This window comes from Stenotrophomonas sp. NRRL B-14846, from assembly GCF_050473585.1.
GTDB lineage: Bacteria > Pseudomonadota > Gammaproteobacteria > Xanthomonadales > Xanthomonadaceae > Stenotrophomonas.
Window position 1 is genome coordinate 1585794 of sequence record NZ_JBFLUN010000022.1, and the last position, 26037, is coordinate 1611830.

The following is a 26037-nucleotide window of genomic DNA, read 5'->3' on the forward strand; positions in this document are numbered from 1 at the left end:
GTGGAAGCCAGCGCCAACCAAGGTTGGCGGCTACCGGGAGCGATAGGTACCCATCGCCGTTAGGCTCTACAGGAACTCCGCCATGCGCTGCAGTTCGTCTTCCAACGCGCCACGAAACACCTTGTCGCGGGCCAGTGACTTGCCGGCGTAGCCCACGCTGGACACCAGTTCACCGTCGCGTACGCTGAGATTGGCCCAGCCCACCACCTGGTCGTGCCACAGCACCGGCAGCGCGTAGTAGCCGTACTGGCGCTTCGGCGCAGGCGTGTAGGCCTCGAACTTGTAGACCCAGCCCCACAGCAGCTCGAAGCGGCGGCGGTCCCACACCACCGGGTCGAACGGGGCCAGCAGGCGCACCTGTTCGTCCGGTGCATGCCGGCGCGAGCGCGGGTTCTCGTCCGCCGGCCAGTACCAGGTGGTGCCGTCCAGCGTGCAGCTGGCCAGCTGCTGCTTGGCCAGCTTCAACGCCTGCCGGGTCTGCTCGGCCAGATGTGGCGCACCATAGCCCAGCAGGCGCACCAGGTAGGTCAGGCTGGCCGACGGCAGCGGCGCGTACTTGCGTACCACCAGGTCGATCAGGGCGGCGGCGCGTTCGATCTGCGCCTGCTCGCTGGCATCCGCCTCGGCGTGGTCGGCCACGGCGTAGATGCGGGTGCCGCTGTCGCGCCGCTGCACGCGCAGCAGGCCGCGGTAGTGCATGCCCTCCAGCAGGTGCGTGCTGGCATTGCTGGTGCCGCCCCAGTAGTTGGTCACCCGGCCATGCGCAAACGCCTGATCGACCTCGCGCGGATGCACGCTGCCACGCTCGCGCACGAAGGCCAGTACATCCGCCGCGCGGCGCTGGGTCTCGGCATCCCACGCGCGCCTAGACACACGCGGATGCATCAACGCCAGATGCTCGCGCGGCAGGAAGCCGTAGTTCACCAGGCAATCTTCTTCCACCGGAAGGCGCGCATAACGCCGCTCCAGGTCACCGGCGCGGTAGTCCTTCACCCGATGGCGCAGGGTCAGGTCCTGTGCGCGTGCCGGTGCGCGGATCGGGTCGGCCTGCACGAAGCCCAGGCGCCGGATCGCGGTCAGCAGCGTGGTGGGTTTGAACAGCGTGCGCGTCACCGCGTGGCGGCGCAGATCATCGAGGGTGGGCGTGGCAGGCATGGCCGCATTGTAGATCCACGCCATGCGTGGATGGGGCCGTGGCGAACCGTACAACGGCATCCACGCATGGCGTGGATCTACCGAAGTTCCAATACCTCCAGCGAACCGATCACCAGCGCACGCATGCCCTGCTTGAACTCGGTGATCACCTGGCCCTCTTCGTCGTCGGCAATTCCGTAGACCGTGTCCGCGCCGGCAATGCAGTAGAACGCGATCGTGGCCAGTAGCCAGCGTGCCTTGTCCAGCGGCAGGCCGAACACCTCGGCCACATGCGCCTGGTGTGAGGCAATCTTGTCCAGCATCGGCGCGGTCGCCACCGAACGGCGCAGCAGATACGGCGGCAGCCCGGGGTGTGCTTTCACCACCTCGCACAGCGAATCCACGAACCCCAGCAGGTACGCCTGCAGCCCACCCGGCGCATCGGCCGAGGCGCGCGGAATCTGCCAGCGCTGGAACACCGTATCGGCCACCAGCCGCTTCAAGGCCTCCAGGTTGGCCACGCGCTTGTAGAGCGCGGCCTGGGTCACTGCCAGTTCGGCGGCCACGTTGGCCATGGTCAGGTTCGGCAGGCCCAGCTTGATGCCGATGTCGGCCAGGCGATCGGGGGTGATGGTGGGCGGACGGCCACGGGCCGACGCCGGGATCTCAGAGTGCATGTTCATACCGTAGCGAGGGTGCCAGCAAAGGGACCCTCTTGTCCGCTTCATATGGTTTAGTTTAATTTACTCAACTAATTCGGAATGCGTGTGGTTCGCAACCCCGCCGCCGTCCGCAATCGAGCCCATGGCTCACTTCCCGCCAGGTCCCCACCCAGCCGACAACCCTGCGCTGCGCCCTCCCCCCGTGCTTGCCGTCGGCAGCGCGCCAGGCGCGTTCGCACCTGCGATTCACAGGAACCTGGCATGACCGTGTACGACCTCTCCTCCCCGCTGCAGCGTGCAGCGGCCGCCGCGATCCGCGTGCAGATGCATCCGCCGATGGCCCAGCGCTACCGGGTGTCGACCCTGGCGCTGGGGCTGCTGGCCTCGTTTGCCGCGCTGGCCGACTCCGCGCCGTCCACCCTGCCCTCCGTACAGGTGCAGGAACAGCGCCGGGTGACCGGCGACTATGCCGGCGGCCAGGTGGCCTCGGGTGGCCGGGTCGGCCTGCTCGGCGACAAGGACTTCATGGACACGCCCTTCAGTACGGTCAGCTACACCGAGTCCTTCATCCGCGACCGCCAGGCCAAGGACCTCACCGACGTCATCGCCGCCACCGACCCCACGGTGTTCAGCAACGGCGTCACCGGTTCCTGGAGCGAGAACTACGCCATCCGCGGCTTCGCTTCCAGCACCAGCGACACCACGTTCAACGGCCTCAGCGGCATGGCGCCGTACTACCGCACCTCGCCGGAAATGTTCGAGCGCATCGAGGTCTTGAAGGGCCCGTCCGCCCTGCTCAACGGCATGCCGCCGGGCGGCTCGGTCGGTGGCAGCGTCAACCTGGTGCCCAAGCGTGCCGGCGAGCAGCCGTTGCTGCGGGTCAGCGCCAACTTCGCCTCCGATGCGCAGTTCGGCACCCATGTGGATGTGGGCCGCCGCCTGGGTACCGACAAGCAGTTCGGCATCCGCTTCAATGGCGCGTATCGTGATGGCGACGGTGCGGTCGGCAAGCAGAGCAAGAAGGTGCAGCTGGGCTCGCTGGCGCTGGATTGGCGCGGCGAGCGCGCCCGCCTCTCCGCCGATCTGCACAACGCCGACGACCGCGTCGACGGCCCGGCGCGCGGTGTCGGCCTGGCACCGGGCGTGGCGATTCCGCGACCGCCGCGTAGCGACACCTTGATCAACCCGGACTGGGCCTACGTGGACAGCCAGGACAAGGGCGCGATGCTGCGTGGCGAGCTGGACATCAACGAGCACCTGATGGCCTACCTGGCCTATGGCACCAGCAAGACCGACTACCGCTACAACGGTTCGATCAGTGCGCAGATTCTCAATCCGGCCGGTGACTTCACCACGGTGATGGGCCAGCTGGCGTTCGACATCAAGAAGCAGACCGGTGACGCCGGGCTTCGCGGCAGCTTCCGTACCGGCAGCGTGAGCCATCAGTGGGCCGCCAACGTGACCCACTACCAGCACACGCAGAACGACTACGGCCGCCGCAGCGTGCCGGGCTGGGACTGGACCACCAACCTGTACAACCCGGTGTGGGGTCCGGCTGCGCCGTTCATCGCGCCGCATATCTCGCACACCGAGCTGCGGCTGGACAGCGTCGGCTTCGCCGATACCCTGTCCTTCGCCGATGACCGCGTGCAGCTGACACTGGGCGTGCGGCGCCAGCAGGTGGTCAGCGAGACCTTCAACGTGGCCACGGGTGCGCGCACCTCGCGCTACGACGAGAGCGCCACCACCCCGGCGGCCGCCCTGCTGGTGAAGGCCACCGATAAGCTTTCGGTCTACACCAACTACATCGAAGGCCTCAGCCAGGGCGCCACCGCGCCGATGACCGCTGCCAACGCCGGCGATGTGTTCGCACCGTTCCGCACCAAGCAGAAGGAGCTGGGCCTGAAACTGGACCTGGGCAGCTTCGCGCACACCTTCAGCGTGTACGAGATCAAGCGCCCGAGCAGCTACACCGACCCGGTCACGAATATCTTCTCGTTCGGTGGTGAGCAGCGTAACCGTGGCGTGGAATGGGGCTTCTTCGGCTCACCGCTGGACGGCGTACGCCTGCTGGGTGGCGTGGCCTACGTGCAGCCGAAGCTGACCCGCACAGCGGGTGGCGTGAATGAAGGCCGCATTGCTACCGCCGTTGCGCAGCGCCAGGCGAAGCTGGGCGTGGAATGGGATGTGCCCGCACTGGAAGGCTTGACCCTGACCGGCAATGCCACCGCGATGTCGAAGCAGTACATCAGTGCCGACAATCGCCTGTCGGTGCCGGGACGCACATTGTTCGATGTGGGTGCGCGTTACAGCACCACGATGGCCGGGCGACCGCTCGCCCTGCGCGCCAGCGTGAACAACGTGACCAACAAGGCGTATTGGGGCATGCCGTTGCTTTCCAGCCTGGCACTGGGTGCACCGAGAACGGTGTTGTTGTCGGCCACGATGGATTTCTGAAAGGCATCCACGCATGGCGTGGATCTACTGTAGAACCACGCCATGCTCGGCTCGCCTTACTCGCCACGTACGGTATGGAATTACCGAGACCTGTAGAGTCGAGCCATGCTCGACTCCGATTGCCCCGATGAGTCGAGCATGGCTCGACTCTACAAAAACTCCGGTGTGATCTTCGCCCATTCGTACTTGTCAGATTGTTGGCATGCGCGCATTCATCGACGCTCTTCGGCGCCGTCGAACCGACGGTTTTGCTGAGAGAGAAACAACATGCAGACCCTGTCTGAAGCACAGGCCCAGTCCGTCCGTGGTGGGGGTGGCGTTGCAGTGATCTTCTGTGGTGGCCTGGCCATCTACGGCGCCGTTGCCCTGATCAAGTGGGAATGGCGTCCGTGGAAGTGGTGCTGATCGCCTGATATCCGCACCACCTGCGAGGCGGCTCTGCCGCCTCGCTCTGCATGAGTACACACGATGATCGAGAAACTCGGGCAGGTGCTGCCGCGTGGCGGCCTGTCTACCTTTGTGCTGGCCTGGGCCACGGTTGCCGTAGCAGTCACAGCACTGGCCATTCTGCTGCACGGACGCTACGCGCGCACCGAGGAGGTCCGTGGCCATATCGCCCTGGGTAACATCACCCGTATCGGCATTGAGCGCCCAGGTGTGCTGGACCAGCTGCTGGTGCAGGTCGGTGACCCGGTGGTCGCTGGCCAACCCATCGCGCACGTCACGATTCCCGAGCAGGACTCGATCACCGAACGTGGCCAGAGTGTAGGCGCGCTTGGCTTGCAAACGCTGAAAAGCGTCCAGACAGGTGTGCAGCAGGAAGCGCTGCAGGCACGGGAGATCCACCAGCTGCGCCTGCGCAGCATCCAGCAACAGCTGCAGCAGGTGGAACAGGAACTGCGCGCCATTGCTGCGGCTGTAGAAGCCATCGATGCACGCATGCAGTTGGCTGAATCTGCCCACCAGCGCTACGAGAAGCTGGCCGAGCAGCGCTACGTCACCCAGCTGGAGTTGGAAGACGCCATCGCCCGCAAGCAGCAGCTGCGGGCCGAGCACGCCAACATGCAGGCGTCGCTGCTGGCTGGGCGCCAGCGCCAGACCCAGCTGCAGCTGGACCGCAAACGCGCCGAGGAAGATCTGACTTCGCGCCTCAACGCGCTTTCGCTGCAGCAGGCCGACGTGCAGGACCGCATCCACGCGCAGCAGCGCGAGCGCGGCTATACCGTGTTCGCTCCCACCGCTGGCGTGGTCGACATGCTGGCACACGCCGCCGGCGACAACCTCACCACGGGCCAGCCGCTGGCCCTGATCCGCACCGGGCAGGAAGCGGGCCCGCATCTGGCGCGCCTACGCCTGCCGCAACGCACTGCCGGCCTCATTCGCGAGGGGGACACCGTCAATGTCCGCATCGATGCATTTCCTTATGAACGCTACGGCCTGGTACCGGGCAAGGTGCTGCGCCTGACCTCCGGGACACTGGCCATTCCAGGCCTGCCCGACCAACAGGACGCCTCTACCTTCCTCGCCGATGTGGCGCTCGATCTGGACGCGCCCATCGTGCGCATCCGCCGCGAGTGGTTGAAGGACGGCATGGACCTGCAGGGCTCGGTCCGGTTGCAGGACGTCAACCTGCTCGAATGGCTCTTCCTCCCTGTCATCCGTGGCTGGACCCGCAACAGCGGGGACGTCCTTCTGCCGGCCGAGCAACCATGACCCGCATCGCTACCCCCTCCTTCCTCAGCCGCCTGCTGGGCCGCCAACACATCACGCCGGTACTGCAGGGCGAGGTCTCGGAATGCGGCCTGGCCTGCCTGGCGATGATCGCCGCGCACCATGGCAAGCATGTCAGCCTGCAGCAGCTGCGCCAGCGCTACCGGGTCTCGCGCGATGGCATGTCGCTGTTCCAGGCGCTGCGCGTGGGCGAAGAGCTTGGCTTTGCCGGTCGGCCGTTGCAGCTGTCGCTGCAGGATGTCCGCGAACTGCGCCTGCCCGCAATTCTGTTCTGGGAGCAGCGCCACTTTGTAGTGGTGGAAAGGGTCAGCTCTCGTGGCCTGGACATCATCGACCCCGCCGTTGGCCGCCGCCACTACCGGTGGGCCGAGGCCATGAGCCTGTTCAGCGGCGCTGCGCTGGAACTGATTCCCACTGCCACGTTCCAGGTCGAGCCCGCACGTGGAACGCCCTCCCCGCTGTCGATGCAGAGCGTGCTGTCCACCAACCCGCGCCTGCTGCACCATCTGGGCATGCTGGCCGCGCTGGCCATTCTGGTGCAACTGGTCGCGATCGCCTCACCCAAGCTGTTCTCGCTGGTGATCGACGAGGTCGTTGTCAAGAATGACAAGGACCTGCTGTACCTGTTGCTCTACATCTTCGGCCTGTTGTTCGCGGTCAGCGTGGCGGCCTCATGGCTGCGCACGCTGGTGGATGAGCAGCTGCGCGTCTCGGTGAACACCGATCTATCGGTTGGCCTGGCCGCACGCTTGCTGCGCCTGCCCACCCGCTACTTCGAGCGGCGGCGGCCGGTGGACATCCTGCGCCGGCTGGAATCCACCGACCTCGCCTTCACCGCCTATACGCGGGGCTGGTTCGATATCGCCATCGACGGCCTGTTCGCCGTGGTGTTCCTGGTGCTGATCGGCCTGATCAACGTCAAGCTGGCCGGTGTTGCGGTGGGCCTGAGCCTGCTGTTCTTTGGCCTGCGCGCCATCAGCCTGCCGGCCATGGCCAAGGCCCAGCAGCAATCCATCGACGCGGAAACCGCACGTAATCACACGCTGTTGCGGGCAATCACCGCCATCGAGACGGTCAAGCTGCGCGGCCAGGAAGGTGTTCGTCTGGCCGAGTGGGCCAATCAGCAGGCCGAGGTGCAGCGAACGCGCGCACGCGTGGACCGTATCCAGGCAATGAGTGGCACCGCCCATGAAGCCATCTCCCACGCCAACTCGCTGGTGATCAGCGCGCTGGGTGCGTTGGCTGTGCTGGAAGGCGACAACAGCATCGGCGATCTGTTCTCGTTCGTGCTCTACAAGGACATGTTCATGGGCTGCACCCAGCGCATGATGGAGCGCTACGCCGGCCTGCGCATCGCCAAGGTGGAGCTGGCACGCACCTCGGATATCGTCGACGAACTGCCCGAGCTGCCCAGCGACGCGGTGTACCGCTCCAGCGCGGCAGCAGGTGACGAGCCGGTGCGCGACCTGTGCGTGGCCCATGCAGAACACCGCTATGGCAGCTTCGACACGCCCACCTTCAGCGAGCTGGAGCTGGAGATTCCGGCTGGCAGCAAGACCGTTATCTCCGGTCCTTCCGGCTGTGGCAAGAGCACGCTGTTGAAAGTCGTGGCGGGCTTCCACACGCTGGACAGCGGCCAGGTGCTGGTCAACGGCGTGCCACTGCAACGCTTCGGGCTGGACCAGTTCCGCCGCCGCATTGCCCTGGTGGGTGACCGTGATGAAATCATGCCAACCACCCTGATGGACAACATCTATGCCGACTGCCCGGTGCGGGACGAGCATCGCCTGCAGGCGGCGCTGGAACAGGCCGGCCTGAAGGAGGCCGCATTGGCCCTGCCCAGCGGCTACAGCACCCAGCTCGGCTTCGGCGGGGTGGAGCTGTCCAGCGGCCAGCGCCAGCGCCTGTTGATCGCCCGCGCCCTGTACCTGCAACCGGACCTGCTGATCCTGGACGAACCCACCGCCCACCTTGATGCCGACGCACGCGATACGGTCATCCAGGCGCTGGTTAACCTGCGGGTGACCTGCCTGGTCGCCAGCCATGACGCTGCCCTGGTTGCCGCCTGTGATCGTCGCTTTGCGATGCGCGGCGGCAAATTGCATCCGTTGGCCGCAGAGCTCGCCTGCGGGAGCACGGCATGAGCGCAGCCGGATCTGCTGCCTGGCAACTGCGGCAGATCGTAGGCCTTCTAGGCGCTCAGCTGCTCTGGCATGGCACCGCCGCAGCGGCCGGCACGTTGAGCGACCGGCAGGATCGGCTGATCAACTGCCTCGCACAGTGGGGCCTGCGTGGCCTGCCCACCCTGGGCTCCACCCGCTCCCGTGCCGCCGAATGTCATCTGCAGGCGTTGGGAGCAACCCCAGCAGCTGCCCGCGCCGAAGCGGCCCGTCATGTTGCGCTGGAGCTGCTACGCAACGCGCGGTTCCGCCGCTACGAAATCCGCGATCCTTCGGCATGGCGCCAGCGCATCCATGCAATGACGGTGAGCGATCCCCAGCAGCTATGGCGGGCCAGCTCACCCGCCAGGATGATCGCGCTGCTGCATACCGGCGAATACCGGCTGGCCGTTGCCCGCGTAGTGGAGCTGCACGACCGCCCTACCCGCTTCCTGGTCCCCGCCCTTTGCACCGAGGGCGACCCCATGCACCGGGCGCTGAAGAGCCTGGAGCAGTTCGGGCATTCCATCGAGGTCGTCCATCCCGCCACCCCGAATCTGGCACTGACGATGCTGCGCCGCCTACGCAGCGGAACAACCGTGATCGCCTTCATCGACATGCCCGCGGCGATTGGCCAGCAGCGCTTCGCTGATCCCGTGCGCTGCCGGTTGCTGGGGCGCGACGCCCACATGGCGTTGGCACCGCTGCAACTGGCTGCCACGGCCGGAAGCCCCGTACTGCTGGCCGGCGCGTTGATGGAGCCCGATAGTGGCGGGCAGCTGACGCTGCTGCATCATGCAGAAGACCTGAAGCAACCTGGCAGTACGCAGGCACTGTTGGACGCCGCCAGTGCACATATCCAGAGCGACCCGGCCAACTGGTTCCTGCTGGATCGGCTCGATAGCTACCTGCGCGTGTACAAAGACGCGCGGCCATTGGATACCTGATATCCAACGGTAGAGCCAGGCCATGCCTGGCTGCCTCCATGTTGATCCGCCGAAGGCATCCACGCATGGCGTGGATCTACTGAACCTCGGCCTTCCATCTCATTCCGGGTGCAGGCGATAAATGGCCTGGTTGGTCAACGCCAACGCGGCCAGCTTCAAGCCCTCCATCACCCGGTCGCCCACGTAATGCTCCGGGCCGCCATTCTGCCGGGCGCGCTCGGCCGCCAGCAGAATCTCCTGAACTATTCGCAGGCCGGCCAATGCCCCGTCGGCATCGGCCAGCGCCAAGCATCGGCCCGGCAGTTGATGGCGTTCCGGCCAAGGCTGCCCATCGGCCGCCGCACCCAGGCCAATCTGGTGCAGCAGGGCAATCAAGCTATTGGGATCAGGCTTTGCGGCCTCGCCTTCGTCGGCATTGGCCGGGGCATACTGGGCGCGCAGCTGGGGGATATCCGTTGCGTTCATGGTAGGTCTCCGTGCAAGGCATACGGGACCGCCGCACTTAACAATGGCGGCGGACGGTGCGTGTGTGGAAACCGGTGGTCGAGTAATCGTGACCGGTGGATGTGCTTGCGCACACCCCACGCACCGCCCGCCATGGAACGCGAACGGCTTGCCAGCCGGCGCCACACAAGGCGACGCCGGCTGGCAAGCGCTTACATCACTCGACCAAACGGGTTTCCACACCCGGCCGCCCTTATTCGGCGGCACCCCATCATGTACACAGTTGCGCGACAAACACCAAGCGCCGCAGCAGCACAGACAGAGACATCATGCAGCGGGCGGCATTGTCGCACACAGCCGAATCGGCGAACACGCCATGTTTTCAGCGTTCAACACCGCCTCCCCGCCGTTGACACCGGGCCCATCCACCGTTCCCGAACGGGCGCAATCCGTCTGGGCAGAGCATGCCAGCCACGACAGCATGCCGGTTCAACCACGGCACGTCACCAACCACCTTCGCCCTAGAACTGGTACTGAAGGCCCAAGGTGATCGAACTGACGTCCAGTTCGCCACGGTTGGCGCCTACACGGAAGCTGCTGTCGCTCAACGCGTCCGCATCCAGCCTCACGGCCATGGCGTCATTGAACCAATAGCGCGCGCCAAGCCCCAGACCCAGGCGGGCTTCACTCGTCTTGACCCGGTACGGGTTCGCGCTGCCCCCGCGCCAGTGGCCGCGCTCGTTGCCCACATACACCTTGCCCACCAGCTCGAAGCGGTTGCCCAGCGGCAGGATGCCCAGCAACGAACCTCTCACTCCGTAGCTGCTTGCCCGGCCGAGTTCGAGCAGATCTGCCTTACCCATCGTCGAATGCGCCTCAACCTCCACCGCCAGGTGCCGGTTCCAGCGATACCCGGCACCCAATTGAAGGCTGGAGACCGTGTCGTTCTGCTTGGTGGATTTCTCTTTCGTGGAAAGCTCGCCCTCGATGCCGGTGGCACCGATGCCGCCGAAGGCGTAGATACCTTCGCGGTCTGCGGCTTGGCTGGCAATGGGGGCCGCAGCGAATGCCAGTGCAGCGAGAAGGGGAGCAGCTGTCTTCTTGTTGAACATGGAGCCGGTTTCCTGCGTTGGTGGAAGCCTCAGGCTCCTCCGCAACCAACGCCGGCGATATAGGACAACGACAAAAGATCAACAATCATCCATGCAACTTCCACCATCATTCAGTGGAGCAATACAGATCATTTGGGGCCATGCAGTTACTACGGGTAGCTGAACACGAACGTCAGGCTTGCATTTGCCCCGCCGGCCGTGACCTCCGGACCCACCTGCCGATAACGCGCATGGAACAGTCGGCTGCTCCTTCCCGTGCTCATATCCCCAAACTCATGGTTCCGGTAGAACGCCAATGGAGACTCCTTGTCGTCCAGGAACTGGATGCCCACTCCTGAAGCACCACCCGTCACCTCGGCGATTCCCAGCTTCTCGTCGACCACCGGCGAGCCGGGACTGATCTGATAGTCCACCTGCCCCACTCCCGCCTCACAGTCGAGGTCCACCGAATAGGGAACAGCGTCCAGCACAGTTCCAGGCCCGGCAAAGCGATCACGCGTGACGTACCCCATGGAGACCATTCTGGTGATCACACGGCAAGAGGGTTCATCCATTACGTCGAACGCCACTGCAGCGATGTATGCAGGCTTATAGGCAAACTGGATGCCACTATGCCGCGCGTAGAAGCGCCCGATCTGGAAGCGCCGCAGCTCCCCACCCGCAACGGTCTCGCCGGTCCGGATGAACTTGAGCTGGACCACTGTCAGAAGATTGCCAGTGACTCCAGTACCACTGATGAGGATCTGGCGATGCGCGGCGCTGAAGCCCCCGCCCTTGCCCGAGTGGGAAATTGGACTGGCCCGCACCACGACACCGACGCCGGCTGCATTGGTGGCATAGACGCCATAGCTGATCCCGGCTTCGGTGTACGTGGAGACAGGCCCGGCAGCGCCCTCCAGGCCGAACTCGATATCATCGGGTGCAGAGTTGCAGACAAGATCAGAGACAGGCGAGTAGATTCGGCCCGTGTCCAGCCAGGGGGACAGCGCGTCGCCGACAGGTACTCCCCTTACCGCAAGCCGGACGCCGGACGCGGCCTGGAACTCGGAATAGCCATACGCATCGCGGAAACAGGCGCCTCGCGCGAGCCAGGGGGAGGCCAGCAGGACGATCGCCAGGAGCGTCCGTGAAATGCACGCAGCGACCTTGTCGATATCGTGCATCTGTGCTTCCCCGGCTCTCTGCGGAATATGACCGCACTCTCCCACGTCCCTGCAAGGGCAGCAAGCCCGACCTTACTGCTGAAGTCCCGCTCCAGGCCTCCAGGTGACCGGATGCAGCCTGCCTTCATCGTCCAACCAGCTGAAACGCACCTCCATCGTGCTGCCCGCGGTAGTGGGCGGCAGCGCGATTACCGCCTCGCCAAATGGAGGCGCAAAAGGGTTGTCGAGCTCGATTTCCGCATCACCCTGGACAATGGCCACCCTTCCAAGATTCAAGTGATAGGCCGTGCGGTTTGTGAAGACCAGGAATGCGTTGCCGCCGTCATTGCGCTTGGAAACTGTCACTCCTTCCATGCGATCAACCGGTGGTGGTGGCAATGCCGCCGGACGAAACAGAACCTTGTAGCGGCTGCGGACCGCCAGCTCCAGGTTGTTTTCGCCGCTCTTCGCGCGCGGTGGAATCGCAAGAATGTTCAGCCAATAGAGATGCTCGCGGCGATCGGAAGGCGCGGCGGCGCTGACTTGGCGTACACGAACGAACGCGTCCCGGCCTGCATCCAGCCTGATCATGGGCGGCGCCAGCACAAAAGGTGCCTTCGATTCCTCGGGCGGCTGGTCAGCGTCGCCGTCGGCAACCCAGGCCTGCACAAGCACCGGGGTTTCGCCCCGGTTCTTTACAGGCACCACCACCTCGGCCCTTTCCGCGGGGAACACCACGCGCGTACCGGGAATGCTCACCTGCGCCTGGGCCGGAAGAGCCGCCCCCAACAGCAGGCTGAGCAATACAACGCAGACCTGCCGCAGAACGCCTCCAGGGGCGCAGAGCAGGGTCACTCCTCTCTCAAGAACCTGCATCAGTGACACTCCAGTCAGTTTCGGATCACCCAATGGTCATCATGAACGGGCCTGCCAGGGCCTCGGCATGCCGCCGGACGGGCTCAAGGATAATCGACCCGATAGCGGATCTGTGCGTCCGCCCGGCCAGCCTGCAGCAGGCCATCTTCTTTCTCTGTGCGGATGTAGCGTGCCTTGAAGCCCAGGCTGCGTACCCCGGCCCCCTCACTGGAACCGAACGGATAGGCCTTCCCGATCTCTATTGGACGCGTGGCCGCATCAAGCAGCTGCAAGCCAAAGCCTACTGCCTCGCCTTCGGTGGATATGATGCCTCGCCTGCGATCCAGTGCGGGGCTGATCTCTTCCAGATAGTAGTCCACACGACCCGCGTCAACTTCACAGTTCATCTCCACGGTGAAGTCCACCTCGCGGCCGGTCGCATCCACCCGGCTGAGTTCGTCGATGTAGGCCACCCCCATGTGCACGGTCTTGGACTGCACGTGGCACAGCGGACGATGATCCACGATCACAGACAGTGACTGGAACTTCGCGTCCACCGTCTTCACTGTCGCCCCCGTGTTGGAGTTGATGATGGAGTAATCGAATACGGACATTGCTGTTGTTGCATACGTTCCAGGCACCGTATCGCCGATCTTGACGAACCTGAAGAAGAGCGTTTGATCCAGATAATCGTTGTCGCCGGCCGTGCCGCTCATTCCGCTCTGCCTCTTGGGCACACCGGTGCGGATCTCATGATAAGCGCGATACGTGGAATCCGTTGTTGGCTCGACGCCGAAGATGACACCCACGCCAGGAACACCCGTGAGATAGACGCTGTAGGTGCGCCCCCCTTCTGCGTAGGAGAACGCCTCGACCAGCTTGGTTTCGTAGATGAAGTGCTCACCTGAACTGCTGGGTGCACAACCTCCAGCGTAACCGTCACTAAGCTGATGCCAGGCGCCCAACGCCTCACCTCGCTCCGCCGCGTTGGCGACCACCACCACGGCGGGTGACGCATATGAAGTGGCCCATATATCGCAGCGCGCCAACGCACTTGACGACGCCCCGATTCCTGCGATGACCATGGCATATTTGAGCAGTTTCATAGCTGTTGCTCCAGAAAACCAGGATGGATTAGTGTTCACTTGCTTGCGCCGCTGTCACCGCCAGCGATGGCAGGCTCACGCAGCGACTGGACAGAAGTTCGCCCGCCTCGGTGCCGGCCAGGCTGTAGGAAATGCGGCATCGCTGATCCGGCTGCTGGCCGAAGCGCACGAACAGTTCACCCTGCTCATCGATGCCACGCACCCACAACCGGCTACCCTGGCCCACCACACCGACCACGCTACCGTCCGCGATGGTCACATCGTTGCCGAATGGCAGCGGCGCCCCATCAGGCAACAACGCTTCGATCAACGCATTGCGGCCCTGCTCGGTCGGCACCACCATCCTTACGATTGCGCCGGCATTGGGAATGGCGGTCACCGACGCCGCCCCAAGCTCGATGTCCATCGGCAAGCCGGTCGGGTCCACATTCACTTCATTTCGACGGAACGGACTCATGTGGGGCACCACCGCGAAGCCGCGGCTGTTCGTCCTGATGCCGTTCATATGCCCGACTGAAACCCCCTTGGCACCGGGGATATGCACCAGCCCGACGGTTTCACCCAGACGCTGCGACAACGTCATGCCATCGCGATGCAGCATCAACCCGCCCGAGGCACCGACCGACAGCTGGCGCGAAGTTCCGGACTGGTTGAACGCACCGGTCACCTGCACCGAGGGGAACTGGTAGTAGGCACCGGCCCCCGTACTGGTGCGCTGCGTGTCACGGTTGACGTAGCCGTTATAGCCGCCCAGGTTGCTCGAGCCCAGGGCACCAGACACGCCCAATCGCTGGCCGTTGGCACCGCTGCTTTCACGATTCAGGCCTGCATCCAGCCGCGGCGAGGCAGGTGCCTTGCCCAACGGCATGCTGTAACCCAGATAGACGCTGTTGCTGGACTGGCTGGGGCCATCACCGAACAGCGACGACTCCAGAGTGCGGCGCGCCGTAAAGGTCACGCTGCCGGGGCCCAGCCTGTTGCTGTAGCTCAACGAAAAACTGGTCTGCCGGCGGCTGTCACCCCAGAAGTCCGTGCTGCCACCATTGAAGTACAGCGTGCCCCAGCGCTCGCCCAGCTGCTGGTTCACTGTAAGGTCCACGCGGCTGCGCTGCCGCACCAGCCCCCCGCTGCCCTCGCCCGCCTTCAGCTGGGAGCCCAGGCGCATGGCATCGCCCAGGGTCAGGAAGTCGCTGGTCGAATAGCGATAGGCCGCCATGGTGATGTTGGTGCTGTTGGAGAACAGCGCCTTGTTGAATGCGAGGCGATAGGACTGCCCCCGGCGACGCTCGGACGCGAGCTGGTCGGTGCCAGGCAGCCGCGCGTCACTCAGGGTTACATCCCCCGAGATTGCACCAATGGGCGTATTCCATGCCGCACCCATCACGGCCGCAGTGTAGCCCTCGGCAGCGGTGACGCCGGCATAGCCGGTGATCTGATTGCTGAGGCCTCGGCGAAGCGTCGCCTCGACGAAGCGCGGCTTTTCCGACCACGTATCGTCAAGCAGCTCACCGGCGGTGATGCTGTAGCGGCTCTGCCCGGGGCGCAGCAGTTCCGGCATGGCGGTATAGGGAATTGTGAAGCGTTCAACCCGGCCGTCAGCTTCGGTGATCTCGACCTCAATGTCGCCACTGGAACCGATCGCATGGAAGTCGTCGATTACGAACGGACCCGGCGCGACCATGGATTCGTGGAGCACCTGCTCGCGCTGGCGGATGGTGACCCGTGCATTGGTCTGCGCCACGCCGCGCACAACCGGCGCATACTCGCGCTGCGAATCAGGCAGCATACGTGGATCTGTCTGCAGGCTTACGCCGCGGTAGTTCACAGGTGCCAGCATGTCGCCCGCGGTGGAGGCATCGCCCAGCGTCAGCTGTGCGCCCATCGAGGGCAGATTGCGACGGAGCTGGGTGGTGCCAGCGCTGTAGCGGGTTCCGTCTGCGTCGGTGTGCTGCAGGTAGCCGGTGTGGCGCATGCGCCATTCACCCAGATTGATACCTGCGTCCAGCGTTGCGCTGGTCCGGTTGTACTCACGGTCCTGATTGCGCTGCCGGCTGTGGTTGACGCTGTAGTTCAGCGTGGCAGCCGTGATGCCCGCCTCCCACTGTGCCGGATCGACCCAGCCGCGCGGATTGCGTGCTAGATAGGCCTGGGGAATGCTGACGGACAGTGACATTTCACCCACGTCGAAGTCACTGCTCGCACCCGGCACGAAGCGCGACACCGGCTCACAGGTCTCTCCGCTGGGCAGCGGTTGCAGCTCTTCATTGCCCTTGTCGCCCGACGCCCGCGACACTTCCAGGCGATCCTCGTTCAGGCCCATCAGCTCAAACACATCCGGCCCCAAGCAGAGACGAACCTCACCCTGCTCGTCGGCGCGTGCCACCACATCACGGCGACCGACAACGGCACCGTTGATCAAGATATCGGCGTTGTAGGCTCCAGGCAGCAGGCCGCCCTGCTCGAAGCGACTCAGATCCACCTGGGAACCTGCAGAACCAAACAGGAAGTCAGAGTTGAACTCGACATTGGGTGCGGCGAGCGCCGCCATGGGCATCAACGATGCCAGCACCGCCGATACCAGGGCTCGTCGGTTCGAATTGTGATGCAAACGCTGACGGTTCATGGCAATCATCCAGTCATGGGCACGGCGTTGCCCTTCATGCACGAGGCACGTCAGAGCCACACAGGAAAATTCAGGAGTGGAGCGCTTGTCGGCTTACGGAATCATTGCCGGCGCGGTGTACTCGCTGGGCGAGCCATATTCGGTAACAAACTTCAGACGGACCTCGGCGTTCCCAGGGCTGCCAGAAAGACCCGGAAGCGCGAACTCCTGGGTGCTGAACGGCGCGATCATGCCGACACCCGGAAGGTCGACGCCGCGCCCATCCACCAGCAAGGTTGCCTTGACGGCATTCGCGTGGAACGGACTGTCGTTGCGGCCATTCAACGTCCAGCGCCCGCCCTGTTGTACCAGCGACCACTGCAGCTTGCTGATGACGCCCGTGGCATTCTGGTTCTTCAGGGCCTCCGGGCGGTAGAAGAGCTTGAAGCGATTGCGAACCGCAATCTGGATCTGCGCAGAAGAAGCGGCCGGGTTGACAGCCGGAGTATCGAGAACATTCAGCCAGAACACGCTTTCGCGATCCTGCGGCAGGTCGCCACCCGTGTAGCGGATGCGGATCAGCTGCTTCTTGCCACCATCGATGCGCATCAGCGGCGGCATTGCAACGAACGGCGCCTTCGAGACATCAGGGCCCCCATCAGCGTCGAATTCATCGATCCAGACCTGCGCCAAGGAGGCGACTTCCGAGTGGTTCTTGACGCGCACCGACACCTCCTTGCTGTCGTGTGTATAGATCACACGATTGCCATCCACTACCAGGCGGGCATCGACGGGTGCTGCCACCATCAGAGTCGAGGCGGCCACGCAGCAGAATAGAGCGGATCGCATTGGGCGCATCATGTGCACATCCTCCTGAAATGGCCGGAGCGCCAGGGCGCTCCGGCAGGGTGATTAGTGGTTGATAACGTCGAACACCAGCTGGCCGGTGTACTTGCCGCCGGTGGCATCGCCACCCCCAGCCACCAGGTAGCGCGCGACAAACTCGTAGTCGACCTTGTCGTCGACCTTCGATGCCTCCAGCCGGTCGGTCTGCAGATTCACTGCGGTCTCGGAACCACCATTCTTGCGGTACAGCTGGACCACCACGTTCGATGCCGGGTCGCTGCCGTCACCGGAGCCATCGGAATGAGTGTTGATGATGTTGCCGTCGGCATTGATGCCCGTCTTGCGGACGATCAGATTGGTGGTGTCGCCATCGCACTTGTCAGTGGCGCCAGAGCCAGCAGCGAGAACGACATGGAAGCGCTGGCTGCCGGCTTGCGCGTCTTCCTTCAGGGCTTCAGCGGTAATCGGAGTCAGCGTGATGGTGGTCGTTGCACCACCACCACCGATGTCGACGGTGCAGGTGTCTGCGGCGATCTGGCCTACGAAGTTGATGGTGCCGGTCGAGGCCGAGGCCGAAGCAGCAGCGCCCAGCGACAGCGCGGCGGACAGAGCAATTGCAAGCTTGTTCATGTTGTTGAATTCCTGTTTAGGGTTGGTGTTTTGCGTTCAAGCCGCGCGTTGGTGGGCTTGAGCGAAGGGCATTCCCTTCGAGAGGAAATGCTACGGAGACCGCGATGGCGCAGGCATAGGACAACGACTAAAAACGACAACCTTTGTCAGATCGCGGAGTTCGGTTCAGAACGCCCAGCGGGCGCCCAAGGTGATCTCGCTGGACACCAGGTCCAGCTGCATCTTTTCGTCCTGCAGGCCACGGGCGTTGCCGAAGCTGTTCCAGCCGCTTTCGGTACGACCCATATCCACATAGCGGTAGCCCAGGTCCACGGTCAGCCGATCGCTGGCGGCATAGGACACGCCCGCGCCCAGCGACCACGCCAGGCCAGTACGGGTGGCGCTGTCATAACGGCGGCTCTCATTGCCCTGCCAACCGGCCGAGGTGATGCGTGCCAGGCCGGCACCGGCCGTGCCGTACACGGTCCAGCCCTGGGCCAGGGTCAGGTCGCGGTAGGCATTGAGCATCAGCCGCTGCGAGCTGACGTCATGGTGGTTGAAGCTGGTGGCGAACAGGCTGGAGCCACTGGTGTAGGTGTCGCTGCGACGCGCAACGTACTCACCTTCGGTACGCCAGCCATTGGCATGCGCGTAGCCGAAGCCAACGCTGCCGGTCACGAACCGCTGGCGCTCGTCGCCGGCCACAAAGCGGCCGATGCCCGGGCGGGCGCTGGCATCCATGTTGCGGGCGTGGTGATCGGCACTGATCACACGGGCGGCGACGTAGTGGCCATCGTTGCTTGCGGCTTCAGCGGCGAAGGATACGCAGCAGGTGGCGGCTGCCATCAAGGCAGGAATCATGTGCTTCATCGGGAACTCTCGTTCTTATGGGAGATGCTACGGGCGTCAGTACCGCCCGTAGCAAGCAGGCCAGCTGGCCTCAGCGGCGCCAGGTGCGGGTAGCCGCGTCGTAACGCAAGGTGATGCCGTTGCGCGGCAGCTTGATGTAGCCGCTCAGGTTGCTGTTGTCCGGGGCCAGGCGGGTGAAGTGATCGCCCGAGGGATTGCTCAGCGTATAGAGGTCACCTTCGAGGGCGCCGGTCGGCAGGCGCAGCACGCTCGGCGTGGTCACGTCTTCGCTCACGCTTCCCACCACAACGTCCATGATGCGAGCGGACGGCTCCGGCAGCTGCACTTCGATCGGCTGGAAGCGCGCATATGCAGCGCGGGCATGCCATGCGCCATCGTTGTCGTTGAACAGGAATGCGCACACCTGCTCGGTGGCGCAGCTCATGCCCTTGCCGGCACTGCGCAGCTCGACGGTGTGCGGCTGCGAGTTGACGAAGGCCAGCTGGGCCATATCCGGCGCCCATTCCGGCAGGTTGACCCGGGCAATCGCCTTGGACGAGGTTGTGAAGACATCGGTGATGGCGTGCTCGGACATCGGCACCGTCGCTTCGCCCTGCTGCGACAGCGTCACCCGGCGTGCGGACGTGCCACCCAGCACGAACCAATGGTTGCGGGCCGCGCTCCAGCGCAGCTGGATGTTGGTCTGGGCGGTCACCGGCAGATCGTTCAGCAGATCACCGTGGGTGGTGCTGGCCATGTCCAGATTGGCGGCCATGGTGGCGCTGGAACTCAGTTCCACCACGTCGCCCTGGCGCGGGCTCTGCGGCAGCGTCAGGTCGCCGGTCCAATCGCCATTGGCCAGCGAAAAGTGCAGCTTGCTGTAGCCGGAGGGCATGGCGCCACTGCCGCCATTGCTGTTCGGGGTGAGGTGGGCTTCGGTGGCCGATGCAGCAGCCGGGGCCAGGCACACCAGCAGGGCGGCCAGCAGCGAATTGCGATGGGTGGTCTTCATGTAGTCAGCTCGTTTGAAGGAACGCCGGGGTGCCGTGCTCAACGCACCGGCACTCTCCGGCCCGGTCACGATGCCGGGCTTGTCTCTTTCAATCTGTCTGACTCGTCCGAAATTTCACGCCATCTTCATGGCGCGTGCATGGCGCGGCCGCAAGCCTGCCGCGCCATGCACGCTGCAACAGCCGGTTACTTCGGCTGCTCGACCCACGTGCTTCGGGATGCATCGAAGCGGAAGGTATGCGGCCCGCTGCTCACCGGCGCGGCCTCGAACAGCGTCGTGTTGTCGGTGAGGATGTAGGCGAAGTGGTCGCCGGACGAATTACTCACCTGGTAGATGTCACCATCGACGCCTGCCGCTGGCAGACGCAGTTCCGACGGCGTGTGCATGTCCTCGGAGGCGCTTCCCACCACAAGGGTGGTCCAGCGATGCGTCGGCGCAGGCAGGTCGACATGCGCCGTGGTGATCTCAGTGCGGCCGCTGCGCGCACGCCAGCGGCGTTCGCTTGCATCAAACACGTACGCGCATGCCATCGCTGCGGGACAGCTCATTGCGTCACCATTGTGCCGAACCTGGATGTCACTACGCTGGCTGCCACTGATGGACAGCTGCGCGCCACCCGGCGCCTGCACCGGCAACCTGACCGCCGTGTATCCCCAGCCGTTGTCATGCAGCTGGGTAATGGCATGCCCCGATTGAGGAACGATGATTTCACGCTCGCCATGCGCGGGTTGCAGCAGGCGTGCGGAGCGGCCATCCAGCGCAATCCAACCCTGCGCTGCGGTATCCCAGAAGAATGCCACGTGGGTACCCGGATCGACCGACAGATACTCCAGGTCGGAGAAGGCCGTGTTTGCCGCATCCAAGCGTGCGGGCGCGGTTGCATGCGAGGTCAACAGCACCATATCGCCCGGCCGCGGATTGGCCGGTAGTGCCAGCTGGTCCGTCCAGTCGCCATCGGCAAGGTCAAAGTACAGATCGGTGTAGCCGGACGGCATCGCACCACTGCCGCCATTGGTGTTTGGGCTCAGACGGGCTTCGGCAGCGATGGCAGCCATCGGGCACAGGCCAACCAGCAGGGCGACTGCCAAGGGAACACGACGCAGGTTCTTCATTCTCACAACTCCATTGAAGGGAATGCCGGTTGCATTCAACGCGGGATGGCGCTGGGTGCTTCCAGCGCGCTCACGTTGCCCGATCACCTTCGCTGAAGCTGTCTGACCTGTTCTATTTTCCCGGGGTCAGGCCTTCTTTCGAGCCTGCAGCCAGGGTTGCTCCAACTCATGGTCGCAGGCACACGGTTCGGCCAGCCGGGTCTCCCACTCACCGCGCATCTGCCGGCGTTGCACCGGCGAGGCGTACAGGTAATCGTTGAGCAGTTCCATGAAGCGCTTCTGCCCATGCGGGGTCAGCTGGGCGAAGCTCCACATCAGCGATGCAATGCGGGCATCAAGTAGAGGGGGCACGGCGACTCCACGCAGGTCGGCAATCGATGCTTCCACCCTATCGCCCTCATCCTGCGATTCCATCGGACGATGTCCGGTTGCAGAGCACTCATCCATCTTCGCTGCCTTCGGGCAGGCCACGCGCCACCTGCGAAGCAGACACCATGCCCTGATCAAGCGCGTAATCGAAGATTTCACTGGTGCGCTTCAACCCCAGCTTGCGCATGGCCGAGTGCTTCTGCGTACTGACCGTCTGCCGGCTGCGCTTGAGCTGCTCGGCAATCTCCTTCTGGGTCATGCCGTGGGCGATCATGCGCAGCACTTCAATCTCGCGCTTGGTCAGCGCGACCTCCTGCAGCTGCTCCAGTTGCTGCACGATGCTGGCAGACAGGAAACCGTCGCGCCGGAACGCCGCGCGGATGGCCAGTGCCAGATCTGCCGCGGGGTCCAGCTTGCCGACGATGCAGTCCACGCCGGCCTTGCCGATGCTGGCCAACACCTGCACGCCAGAGATGCTGGTCAGCACCACCAGGGGCAGCTTGGGAAAGCGCCGGCGCAGGAACCCCAGCATTGCTACCCCGTCGCCATACTCGCCACCCGGCATCGAGAAGTCGGTCACCACCACATCCACTGCGTGCTTGCTCAGGGCCTCGACCAATGCCGTAGAATCGCTGGCAGTGGCGACGATTTCGATGCCAGGCTCCTAGGCCAGCGATTCACGCACTCCTGCAAGAATGACGGGGTGGTCATCAGCGATGACAATGCGGATATTCATGACATGATGTCCTTGCGGTTCTTCACTGTTCTTTTGCTGCCGGTTGCCGGCACTCCGTTGTTTCCTGCTTCCATCGGAACCCTGCCTTGATGAACTCGCTGGCCATTCGCGTTGCCCTTGCCGACGATCATCCGGTGATCCGCCTGGGCGTTCGTAGTGCGCTGGATGAAGCGCCGGCGATCCAGTGCATTGGTGCGGTGGCCGACTCCACAGAGCTGGTCGCCCTGCTTGAGCGCGCGCCCTGCGATGTACTGGTGACCGATTACGCGATGCCTGGCGGCGCCTTTGGCGACGGCCTGGAACTGCTGGGCTACCTTGCGCACCACTTCCCTGCCCTGCGCGTTGTGGTCATGACCGGGCTGGACCAGCCGGGCCTGATCCACAAGCTGGATGCCAGCGGGGTGGCCGGCATCGTCAGCAAGGCCGATGATCTCTCGCAGGTGCAGGCGGCGGTGATGGCGGTCTATGCGCATCGCCGTTACCACTCGCCTGCGGTGGTGGAGCTGTTGCGGCGCAAGGAGCAGCGCCGGGTCACGGCGCTGTCGCCGAAGGAAGTGGAGGTGGTGCGGCTGTTCCTGGAAGGCCTGAGCATCACCGAGATCGCTGCACGCCTGGACCGCAAGAAGCAGACCGTCAGCACGCAGAAGGTCAACGCGATGCGCAAGCTGGGCATCGAGCGCGATGCCGAGCTGTTCTCGTTTGCCGCCGACCTGGGACTGAAGAGCGGCAATCCGTAGCACTGAGCGGGTAGCTGCGGCGCCCGTCACGATTCCTGCTCCAGCTCGCGCCGGTAGTCATCCAGGCACGCCTGCAACGCCGCCTGCAAGGCGTCCAGCTGTGATGGCGGCACGGCCAGGCCTTCGCGCAGCGCGTGTTCCACCTCGCCGCAGCGTTCGCCCAGCTCTCGTTCGCCCAGCATCTGCAGCACGCCCTTGAACGCGTGCACGCGGTCCAACAGACGCTGCATGTCGTTCCCGGCACGCGCTTCGATCATCGCCTGTAGATCCTTGTCGCCGGTTTCAACGAACAGACGGCGAATGGCCACAGAGGGCCTGCGCGCCATGGCAGGCGTTGCGACCGGTGCGGTGGATGCGCGCCCGGCCTTGCTCAAGCCGGCCTCAAGGCGTTCGAGGTTCAAGGGCTTCAGCAGCAGATCGTCGATGCCCGCTGCCAGGCAACGCTCGCGCTCGCTGGCCAGTGCGGTGGCGGTGATCGCCAGGATCGGCAGCGACTGGCCGCGCTGGCGGAGCTCGCGTGCCAGTGCATAGCCATCCATCACCGGCATGTTGATGTCGGTCAGCACCGCCAGGTAGGTGTCATTGCGCCACACCGCCAGCGCGGCTGCGCCGTCTTCGGCGGCATCAACCTCGAAACCCAGTTCCTCCAGCTGCTGCTGGATCAGCTCGCGGTTCACTGCATTGTCTTCCACCAGCAGCACGCGCCCGCGTGACTGCAGGGCCGCCGCACGCTCGATCTGCGGCACTGTGGACACGGCCTGCTGCCGGGTACCAATGGCCGCCAGCAGGGCATCGCTGGCGTAGCAGGTGACTTCGGTACGGTCACCGCGCACTTCAGGCGTCAACGGCCCCTGCGCATGGGCAAACACCGTGTGCCGATGCGAGGCCACCAGCTGCTGCTCCTCGTCCAGGCTCCAGGGCCGGTGGTCGCCCACGATCAACAACACGTCGCCACTGGTATCGGCCTGCGGTGCCGCCAGCAGCAGAGGCTCCGCTCCCGACTCCAGCAGCAGGCGCTCTGCTTCGCTGCGCCATTCCGGCGTGGACGACAGCACGGTGATGCGCTGGCCGAGCAGCGGCTGCGCGGCCGCGTCCGCTGCCGGTTGCATATGCACCGGCAGCAACAGCGTGAAGCTGCTACCCACTCCCTCGGTGCTCTCCACCGACACCTGGCCGCCCATGGCCTGCGCCAGCTGCTGGCACAGCGCCAGGCCCAGGCCACTGCCACCGTAGCGGCGCGACACGCTGGCATCGGCCTGCTGGAAGGGCTGGAACAGCTGTGCGGCCTGCTGCGCGTTCATGCCGATGCCGGAGTCGATCACCTGCACGCGCAGCTGCGCACCGGTATCCCCGCCTCTCTGCAGTTCGGCGCGCAGCATGATGCGGCCCGAGTTGGTGAACTTGACCGCGTTGCTGACCAGGTTGTTGAGGATCTGGCGGATGCGGTGCGCATCGCCGATGCAGCCCTGTCCGCTGGCTGCTTCCACGGCGAAGAACAGGCGTACTCCCTTGCGCAGCGCATCGGGGGCATACAGCAACGCCACGCTTTCGATCAGCGGACGCAATGCGAACGGTGCCGGCTCCACGTCCAGCTGGCCAGCCTCGATCTTGGAGAAATCCAGCACGTCGCTGATGATCCGCATCAGCGCATCGGCAGAGAAGCGGATGCGGTCCAATCGTTCGCGCTGGCCCGGCTGCAGGGGCGAGCGTGCCAGCAGCTCCAGATGGCCCAGCACGCCATTGAGCGGCGTGCGGATCTCGTGGCTCATCGTGGCCACGAACGCGGATTTGGCGCGGGTGGCAGCTTCGGCGGCCTGGCGTGCGGCCTCGGCATCCTCGCGCGCTCGGCGCAGGGTATCTTCCAGCTCCACCTGCGCGGTCACGTCGCGCAGGGCGCAGACCCAGACCGCCTGGTCGTGGTAGGTGGCCAAGGCCATGCTGATCTGCAGCTGGGTATCACTGCCCTCCTCGTCGGGCGACCACTGCAGCTCCAGCGCATCGTCGCCGTGGCTGCTGCGCCCCAGCTCGGCCAGCCGCGCGTACAGCGGCGCGATCTTGCTGCCGCCTTCATCCAGGTCCCCGCCCACCAGCTGGCGCGCGGCATCGTTCTGCAACAGGGGCTTGCCACTTTCGCGTGCCAGCAGCGCAAGGCCGATCGGCGCGGTGCCGATGATGGCGCGGCTCAGCGCTTCGCTCTCGTAGACCCGCGAGGCATCGGCCAAGGCCGGCGTGAACACGCGGCGGTCGATGCGCAGCAACAGCCACCACAGCAAGCCGATGATCAACAGCGCGCTGAGGCTGCGCGCCAGCAGGTACGGGCCCTGTGCCTTCCAGATATCGGACCAGTCGTAGACATGACTGAGCGTCCAGTCCACGCCGGGCAGGCTGCAGCTGAGGATGAAACGCCCCTGCGCGTACTGACGCGAAGGCTTGGTACCGATGCGTGCAGGCAGCGTCTGCAGCAGCAGATCCTGCTCCTGGCTGCTCAGGGCACCGGTGCTGAGCACCACCTCGTGCTTGGCCGACAGCACCAGATAGCGGCCCTCTTCACGCGCCTCCAGCCGGGTCTTGATGTTGTCGACCGACTCGAACACCACGCGACGGAAGTACGGCATGGTGCCTTCGGCCATGGTGACCACGCCCACCAGCGAGGGTTGGCCATTGAGGGGATTGGTCGCGTAGCGCGAGATCAGCCTTCCCTCACGCGACGCGGCGCGGATCGGGCCGGGACGCGGCAGCACTTTGCGTACCTCGGGCTCATCGCGCAGCAGGCGGGCAAAGGCCTGCTGGCGGGTGGCCACGCCCAGGGTCTGCAGCAGCTGGGCCTCGTCGCGCACGTTGGACACGGCCAGCAGGCGCCCCTGTGGCTCGTAGGCGAACATCGCCACCGGCCCTGGTGCGTCCTGCGAGGTGATCGAATCGGCAGTGTAGGCTGAGTAGATGTCGATCATGCCGAGGTAGGCCTTCAGTTCCCCGGGCGGCAGCGGATTGTCACGGGCACCAAGCACCAGCCACGGCACGGCGGTACGTCCTTCAGCGCGCACCACCACTTCCTCACCCTGGGCGTGGAAGCGCTCGGCCAGCGGCGTCCCGACCGCCGTCAGCGCCAGGCGCTGGTCGCGCCACAGCACATCGTTGCCGTTGACCGAGGTGGCATAGGCGCGGTCGCGCTGGTAAAGGAAGTAGTCCAGTGCCGCACGTGCTTCCAGGAAGGACTGGCGCTCGCGGGCGTGGAACTCTTCCACGTCGGCAATGGAGCTGACGATGGCGGCCAGCAGCACCAGCACCGTGATCAGTGCACCGCCCCCGAACAGCAGGCGGCGGCGCAGCCGACGCAGGTCGTCCAGGCGCGCGGCCGCCGCTGTGGTGCCCGCTCCCTGCGCTGCTTCAGTGCCTGCCATGACCGTGATCCTGAG

At 64.8% G+C, this 26037-nt stretch carries 23 protein-coding genes; 7 read left to right on the forward strand and 16 right to left on the reverse strand.

All coding sequences use genetic code 11. The features are described from left to right. Positions 1-66 precede the first annotated feature (66 nt). Entirely contained in the window at positions 67-1179 is a 1113-nt protein-coding gene (locus AB1281_RS09560) for a DNA glycosylase AlkZ-like family protein (RefSeq protein ID WP_430345715.1), read from the reverse strand. Positions 1180-1232: 53 nt separating this feature from the next. Next, positions 1233-1817: a TetR/AcrR family transcriptional regulator gene (locus AB1281_RS09565; RefSeq protein ID WP_430345716.1), complete on the reverse strand. Its 585-nt coding sequence runs from the start codon at positions 1815-1817 to the stop codon at positions 1233-1235. 240 nt (positions 1818-2057) lie between these two features. On the opposite strand from AB1281_RS09565, the gene AB1281_RS09570 reads away from it, so the two are divergent. The 5 genes from AB1281_RS09570 (at position 2058) to AB1281_RS09590 (ending at position 9090) form a co-directional block, all read left to right on the forward strand. Then, positions 2058-4253: a TonB-dependent receptor gene (locus AB1281_RS09570; protein ID WP_430345717.1), complete on the forward strand. Its 2196-nt coding sequence runs from the start codon at positions 2058-2060 to the stop codon at positions 4251-4253. A 267-nt stretch (positions 4254-4520) separates the two neighbouring features. After that, on the forward strand, positions 4521-4658 hold the full coding sequence (locus AB1281_RS09575; protein ID WP_430344953.1) for a hypothetical protein: 138 nt from the start codon (positions 4521-4523) through the stop codon (positions 4656-4658). A gap of 63 nt (positions 4659-4721) precedes the next feature. Then, entirely contained in the window at positions 4722-5966 is a 1245-nt protein-coding gene (locus tag AB1281_RS09580; protein WP_430344952.1) for an HlyD family secretion protein, read from the forward strand. Further along, positions 5963-8128 (forward strand): peptidase domain-containing ABC transporter, encoded by a 2166-nt coding sequence (locus AB1281_RS09585; protein WP_430345718.1) that lies wholly within the window; start codon positions 5963-5965, stop codon positions 8126-8128. The genes AB1281_RS09580 and AB1281_RS09585 overlap by 4 nt, the downstream gene beginning before the upstream one ends. 95 nt (positions 8129-8223) lie before the next feature. Then, positions 8224-9090, forward strand: coding sequence for a hypothetical protein (locus AB1281_RS09590; protein WP_430344949.1), 867 nt, complete (start codon positions 8224-8226; stop codon positions 9088-9090). Positions 9091-9189: 99 nt separating this feature from the next. On the opposite strand, the gene AB1281_RS09595 is transcribed toward AB1281_RS09590, so the two are convergent. The 13 genes from AB1281_RS09595 to AB1281_RS09655 all read right to left on the reverse strand — a co-directional run bounded on the left by AB1281_RS09595 (position 9190) and on the right by AB1281_RS09655 (position 21803). Next, the gene (locus AB1281_RS09595; protein ID WP_430344948.1) at positions 9190-9555 is read right to left on the reverse strand and encodes a hypothetical protein; all 366 of its coding nucleotides are present in this window, start codon (positions 9553-9555) and stop codon (positions 9190-9192) included. Between the two features lie 500 nt (positions 9556-10055). Further along, a complete protein-coding gene (locus AB1281_RS09600) occupies positions 10056-10646 on the reverse strand; it encodes an outer membrane beta-barrel protein (RefSeq protein ID WP_430344947.1) in 591 nt (196 codons plus the stop codon). A 149-nt stretch (positions 10647-10795) separates the two neighbouring features. Then, positions 10796-11809 (reverse strand): fimbrial protein, encoded by a 1014-nt coding sequence (locus AB1281_RS09605; protein WP_430345719.1) that lies wholly within the window; start codon positions 11807-11809, stop codon positions 10796-10798. Between the two features lie 72 nt (positions 11810-11881). Beyond that, a complete protein-coding gene (locus AB1281_RS09610; protein ID WP_430345720.1) occupies positions 11882-12664 on the reverse strand; it encodes a fimbrial biogenesis chaperone in 783 nt (260 codons plus the stop codon). Between the two features lie 83 nt (positions 12665-12747). Continuing rightward, positions 12748-13749, reverse strand: coding sequence for a fimbrial protein (locus AB1281_RS09615; protein ID WP_430345721.1), 1002 nt, complete (start codon positions 13747-13749; stop codon positions 12748-12750). A gap of 28 nt (positions 13750-13777) precedes the next feature. After that, positions 13778-16381 (reverse strand): fimbria/pilus outer membrane usher protein, encoded by a 2604-nt coding sequence (locus AB1281_RS09620; protein ID WP_430345722.1) that lies wholly within the window; start codon positions 16379-16381, stop codon positions 13778-13780. 84 nt (positions 16382-16465) lie between these two features. After that, positions 16466-17212 carry a fimbrial biogenesis chaperone gene (locus tag AB1281_RS09625; protein ID WP_430345723.1) on the reverse strand — a complete coding sequence of 249 codons (747 nt, stop codon included), beginning with the start codon at positions 17210-17212 and terminating at the stop codon, positions 16466-16468. A gap of 51 nt (positions 17213-17263) precedes the next feature. Next, on the reverse strand, positions 17264-17827 hold the full coding sequence (locus tag AB1281_RS09630) for a hypothetical protein (RefSeq protein WP_430345724.1): 564 nt from the start codon (positions 17825-17827) through the stop codon (positions 17264-17266). Positions 17828-17992: 165 nt separating this feature from the next. Further along, a complete protein-coding gene (locus AB1281_RS09635; protein WP_430345725.1) occupies positions 17993-18676 on the reverse strand; it encodes an outer membrane protein in 684 nt (227 codons plus the stop codon). Positions 18677-18746: 70 nt separating this feature from the next. Further along, entirely contained in the window at positions 18747-19667 is a 921-nt protein-coding gene (locus AB1281_RS09640; protein WP_430345726.1) for a hypothetical protein, read from the reverse strand. Positions 19668-19852: 185 nt separating this feature from the next. Continuing rightward, positions 19853-20818: a hypothetical protein gene (locus tag AB1281_RS09645; RefSeq protein ID WP_430345727.1), complete on the reverse strand. Its 966-nt coding sequence runs from the start codon at positions 20816-20818 to the stop codon at positions 19853-19855. Between the two features lie 87 nt (positions 20819-20905). Then, positions 20906-21193, reverse strand: a complete 288-nt coding sequence (locus AB1281_RS09650) for a hypothetical protein (protein ID WP_430345728.1) — start codon at positions 21191-21193, stop codon at positions 20906-20908. 25 nt (positions 21194-21218) lie between these two features. Next, positions 21219-21803 (reverse strand): LuxR C-terminal-related transcriptional regulator, encoded by a 585-nt coding sequence (locus AB1281_RS09655; RefSeq protein WP_430346988.1) that lies wholly within the window; start codon positions 21801-21803, stop codon positions 21219-21221. 48 nt (positions 21804-21851) lie between these two features. Here AB1281_RS09655 and AB1281_RS09660 point away from each other — a divergent pair, with 48 nt between their 5' ends. Further along, entirely contained in the window at positions 21852-21974 is a 123-nt protein-coding gene (locus AB1281_RS09660; protein ID WP_430345729.1) for a hypothetical protein, read from the forward strand. Then, positions 21974-22621: a response regulator gene (locus AB1281_RS09665; protein WP_430345730.1), complete on the forward strand. Its 648-nt coding sequence runs from the start codon at positions 21974-21976 to the stop codon at positions 22619-22621. The genes AB1281_RS09660 and AB1281_RS09665 overlap by 1 nt, the downstream gene beginning before the upstream one ends. Before the next feature lie 26 nt (positions 22622-22647). Here AB1281_RS09665 and AB1281_RS09670 read toward each other — a convergent pair whose 3' ends face one another. Beyond that, positions 22648-26022, reverse strand: coding sequence for an ATP-binding protein (locus AB1281_RS09670; RefSeq protein WP_430345731.1), 3375 nt, complete (start codon positions 26020-26022; stop codon positions 22648-22650). Positions 26023-26037: the final 15 nt, after the last annotated feature.

What these genes read in the sequence shown, in the direction of transcription:
- AB1281_RS09560 (WP_430345715.1), bottom strand. Translation starts at nt 1,179, where the DNA reads ATGGCGTGGATCTACAATGCGGCCATGCCTGCCACGCCCACCCTCGAT.
- AB1281_RS09640 (WP_430345726.1), bottom strand. Translation starts at nt 19,667, where the DNA reads ATGAAGACCACCCATCGCAATTCGCTGCTGGCCGCCCTGCTGGTGTGC.
- AB1281_RS09665 (WP_430345730.1), top strand. Translation starts at nt 21,974, where the DNA reads ATGAACTCGCTGGCCATTCGCGTTGCCCTTGCCGACGATCATCCGGTG.
- AB1281_RS09600 (WP_430344947.1), bottom strand. Translation starts at nt 10,646, where the DNA reads ATGTTCAACAAGAAGACAGCTGCTCCCCTTCTCGCTGCACTGGCATTC.
- AB1281_RS09580 (WP_430344952.1), top strand. Translation starts at nt 4,722, where the DNA reads ATGATCGAGAAACTCGGGCAGGTGCTGCCGCGTGGCGGCCTGTCTACC.
- AB1281_RS09610 (WP_430345720.1), bottom strand. Translation starts at nt 12,664, where the DNA reads ATGCAGGTTCTTGAGAGAGGAGTGACCCTGCTCTGCGCCCCTGGAGGC.
- AB1281_RS09625 (WP_430345723.1), bottom strand. Translation starts at nt 17,212, where the DNA reads ATGATGCGCCCAATGCGATCCGCTCTATTCTGCTGCGTGGCCGCCTCG.
- AB1281_RS09615 (WP_430345721.1), bottom strand. Translation starts at nt 13,749, where the DNA reads ATGAAACTGCTCAAATATGCCATGGTCATCGCAGGAATCGGGGCGTCG.
- AB1281_RS09670 (WP_430345731.1), bottom strand. Translation starts at nt 26,022, where the DNA reads ATGGCAGGCACTGAAGCAGCGCAGGGAGCGGGCACCACAGCGGCGGCC.
- AB1281_RS09595 (WP_430344948.1), bottom strand. Translation starts at nt 9,555, where the DNA reads ATGAACGCAACGGATATCCCCCAGCTGCGCGCCCAGTATGCCCCGGCC.
- AB1281_RS09570 (WP_430345717.1), top strand. Translation starts at nt 2,058, where the DNA reads ATGACCGTGTACGACCTCTCCTCCCCGCTGCAGCGTGCAGCGGCCGCC.
- AB1281_RS09605 (WP_430345719.1), bottom strand. Translation starts at nt 11,809, where the DNA reads ATGCACGATATCGACAAGGTCGCTGCGTGCATTTCACGGACGCTCCTG.
- AB1281_RS09575 (WP_430344953.1), top strand. Translation starts at nt 4,521, where the DNA reads ATGCAGACCCTGTCTGAAGCACAGGCCCAGTCCGTCCGTGGTGGGGGT.
- AB1281_RS09585 (WP_430345718.1), top strand. Translation starts at nt 5,963, where the DNA reads ATGACCCGCATCGCTACCCCCTCCTTCCTCAGCCGCCTGCTGGGCCGC.
- AB1281_RS09620 (WP_430345722.1), bottom strand. Translation starts at nt 16,381, where the DNA reads ATGATTGCCATGAACCGTCAGCGTTTGCATCACAATTCGAACCGACGA.
- AB1281_RS09630 (WP_430345724.1), bottom strand. Translation starts at nt 17,827, where the DNA reads ATGAACAAGCTTGCAATTGCTCTGTCCGCCGCGCTGTCGCTGGGCGCT.
- AB1281_RS09635 (WP_430345725.1), bottom strand. Translation starts at nt 18,676, where the DNA reads ATGAAGCACATGATTCCTGCCTTGATGGCAGCCGCCACCTGCTGCGTA.
- AB1281_RS09650 (WP_430345728.1), bottom strand. Translation starts at nt 21,193, where the DNA reads ATGGAATCGCAGGATGAGGGCGATAGGGTGGAAGCATCGATTGCCGAC.
- AB1281_RS09565 (WP_430345716.1), bottom strand. Translation starts at nt 1,817, where the DNA reads ATGAACATGCACTCTGAGATCCCGGCGTCGGCCCGTGGCCGTCCGCCC.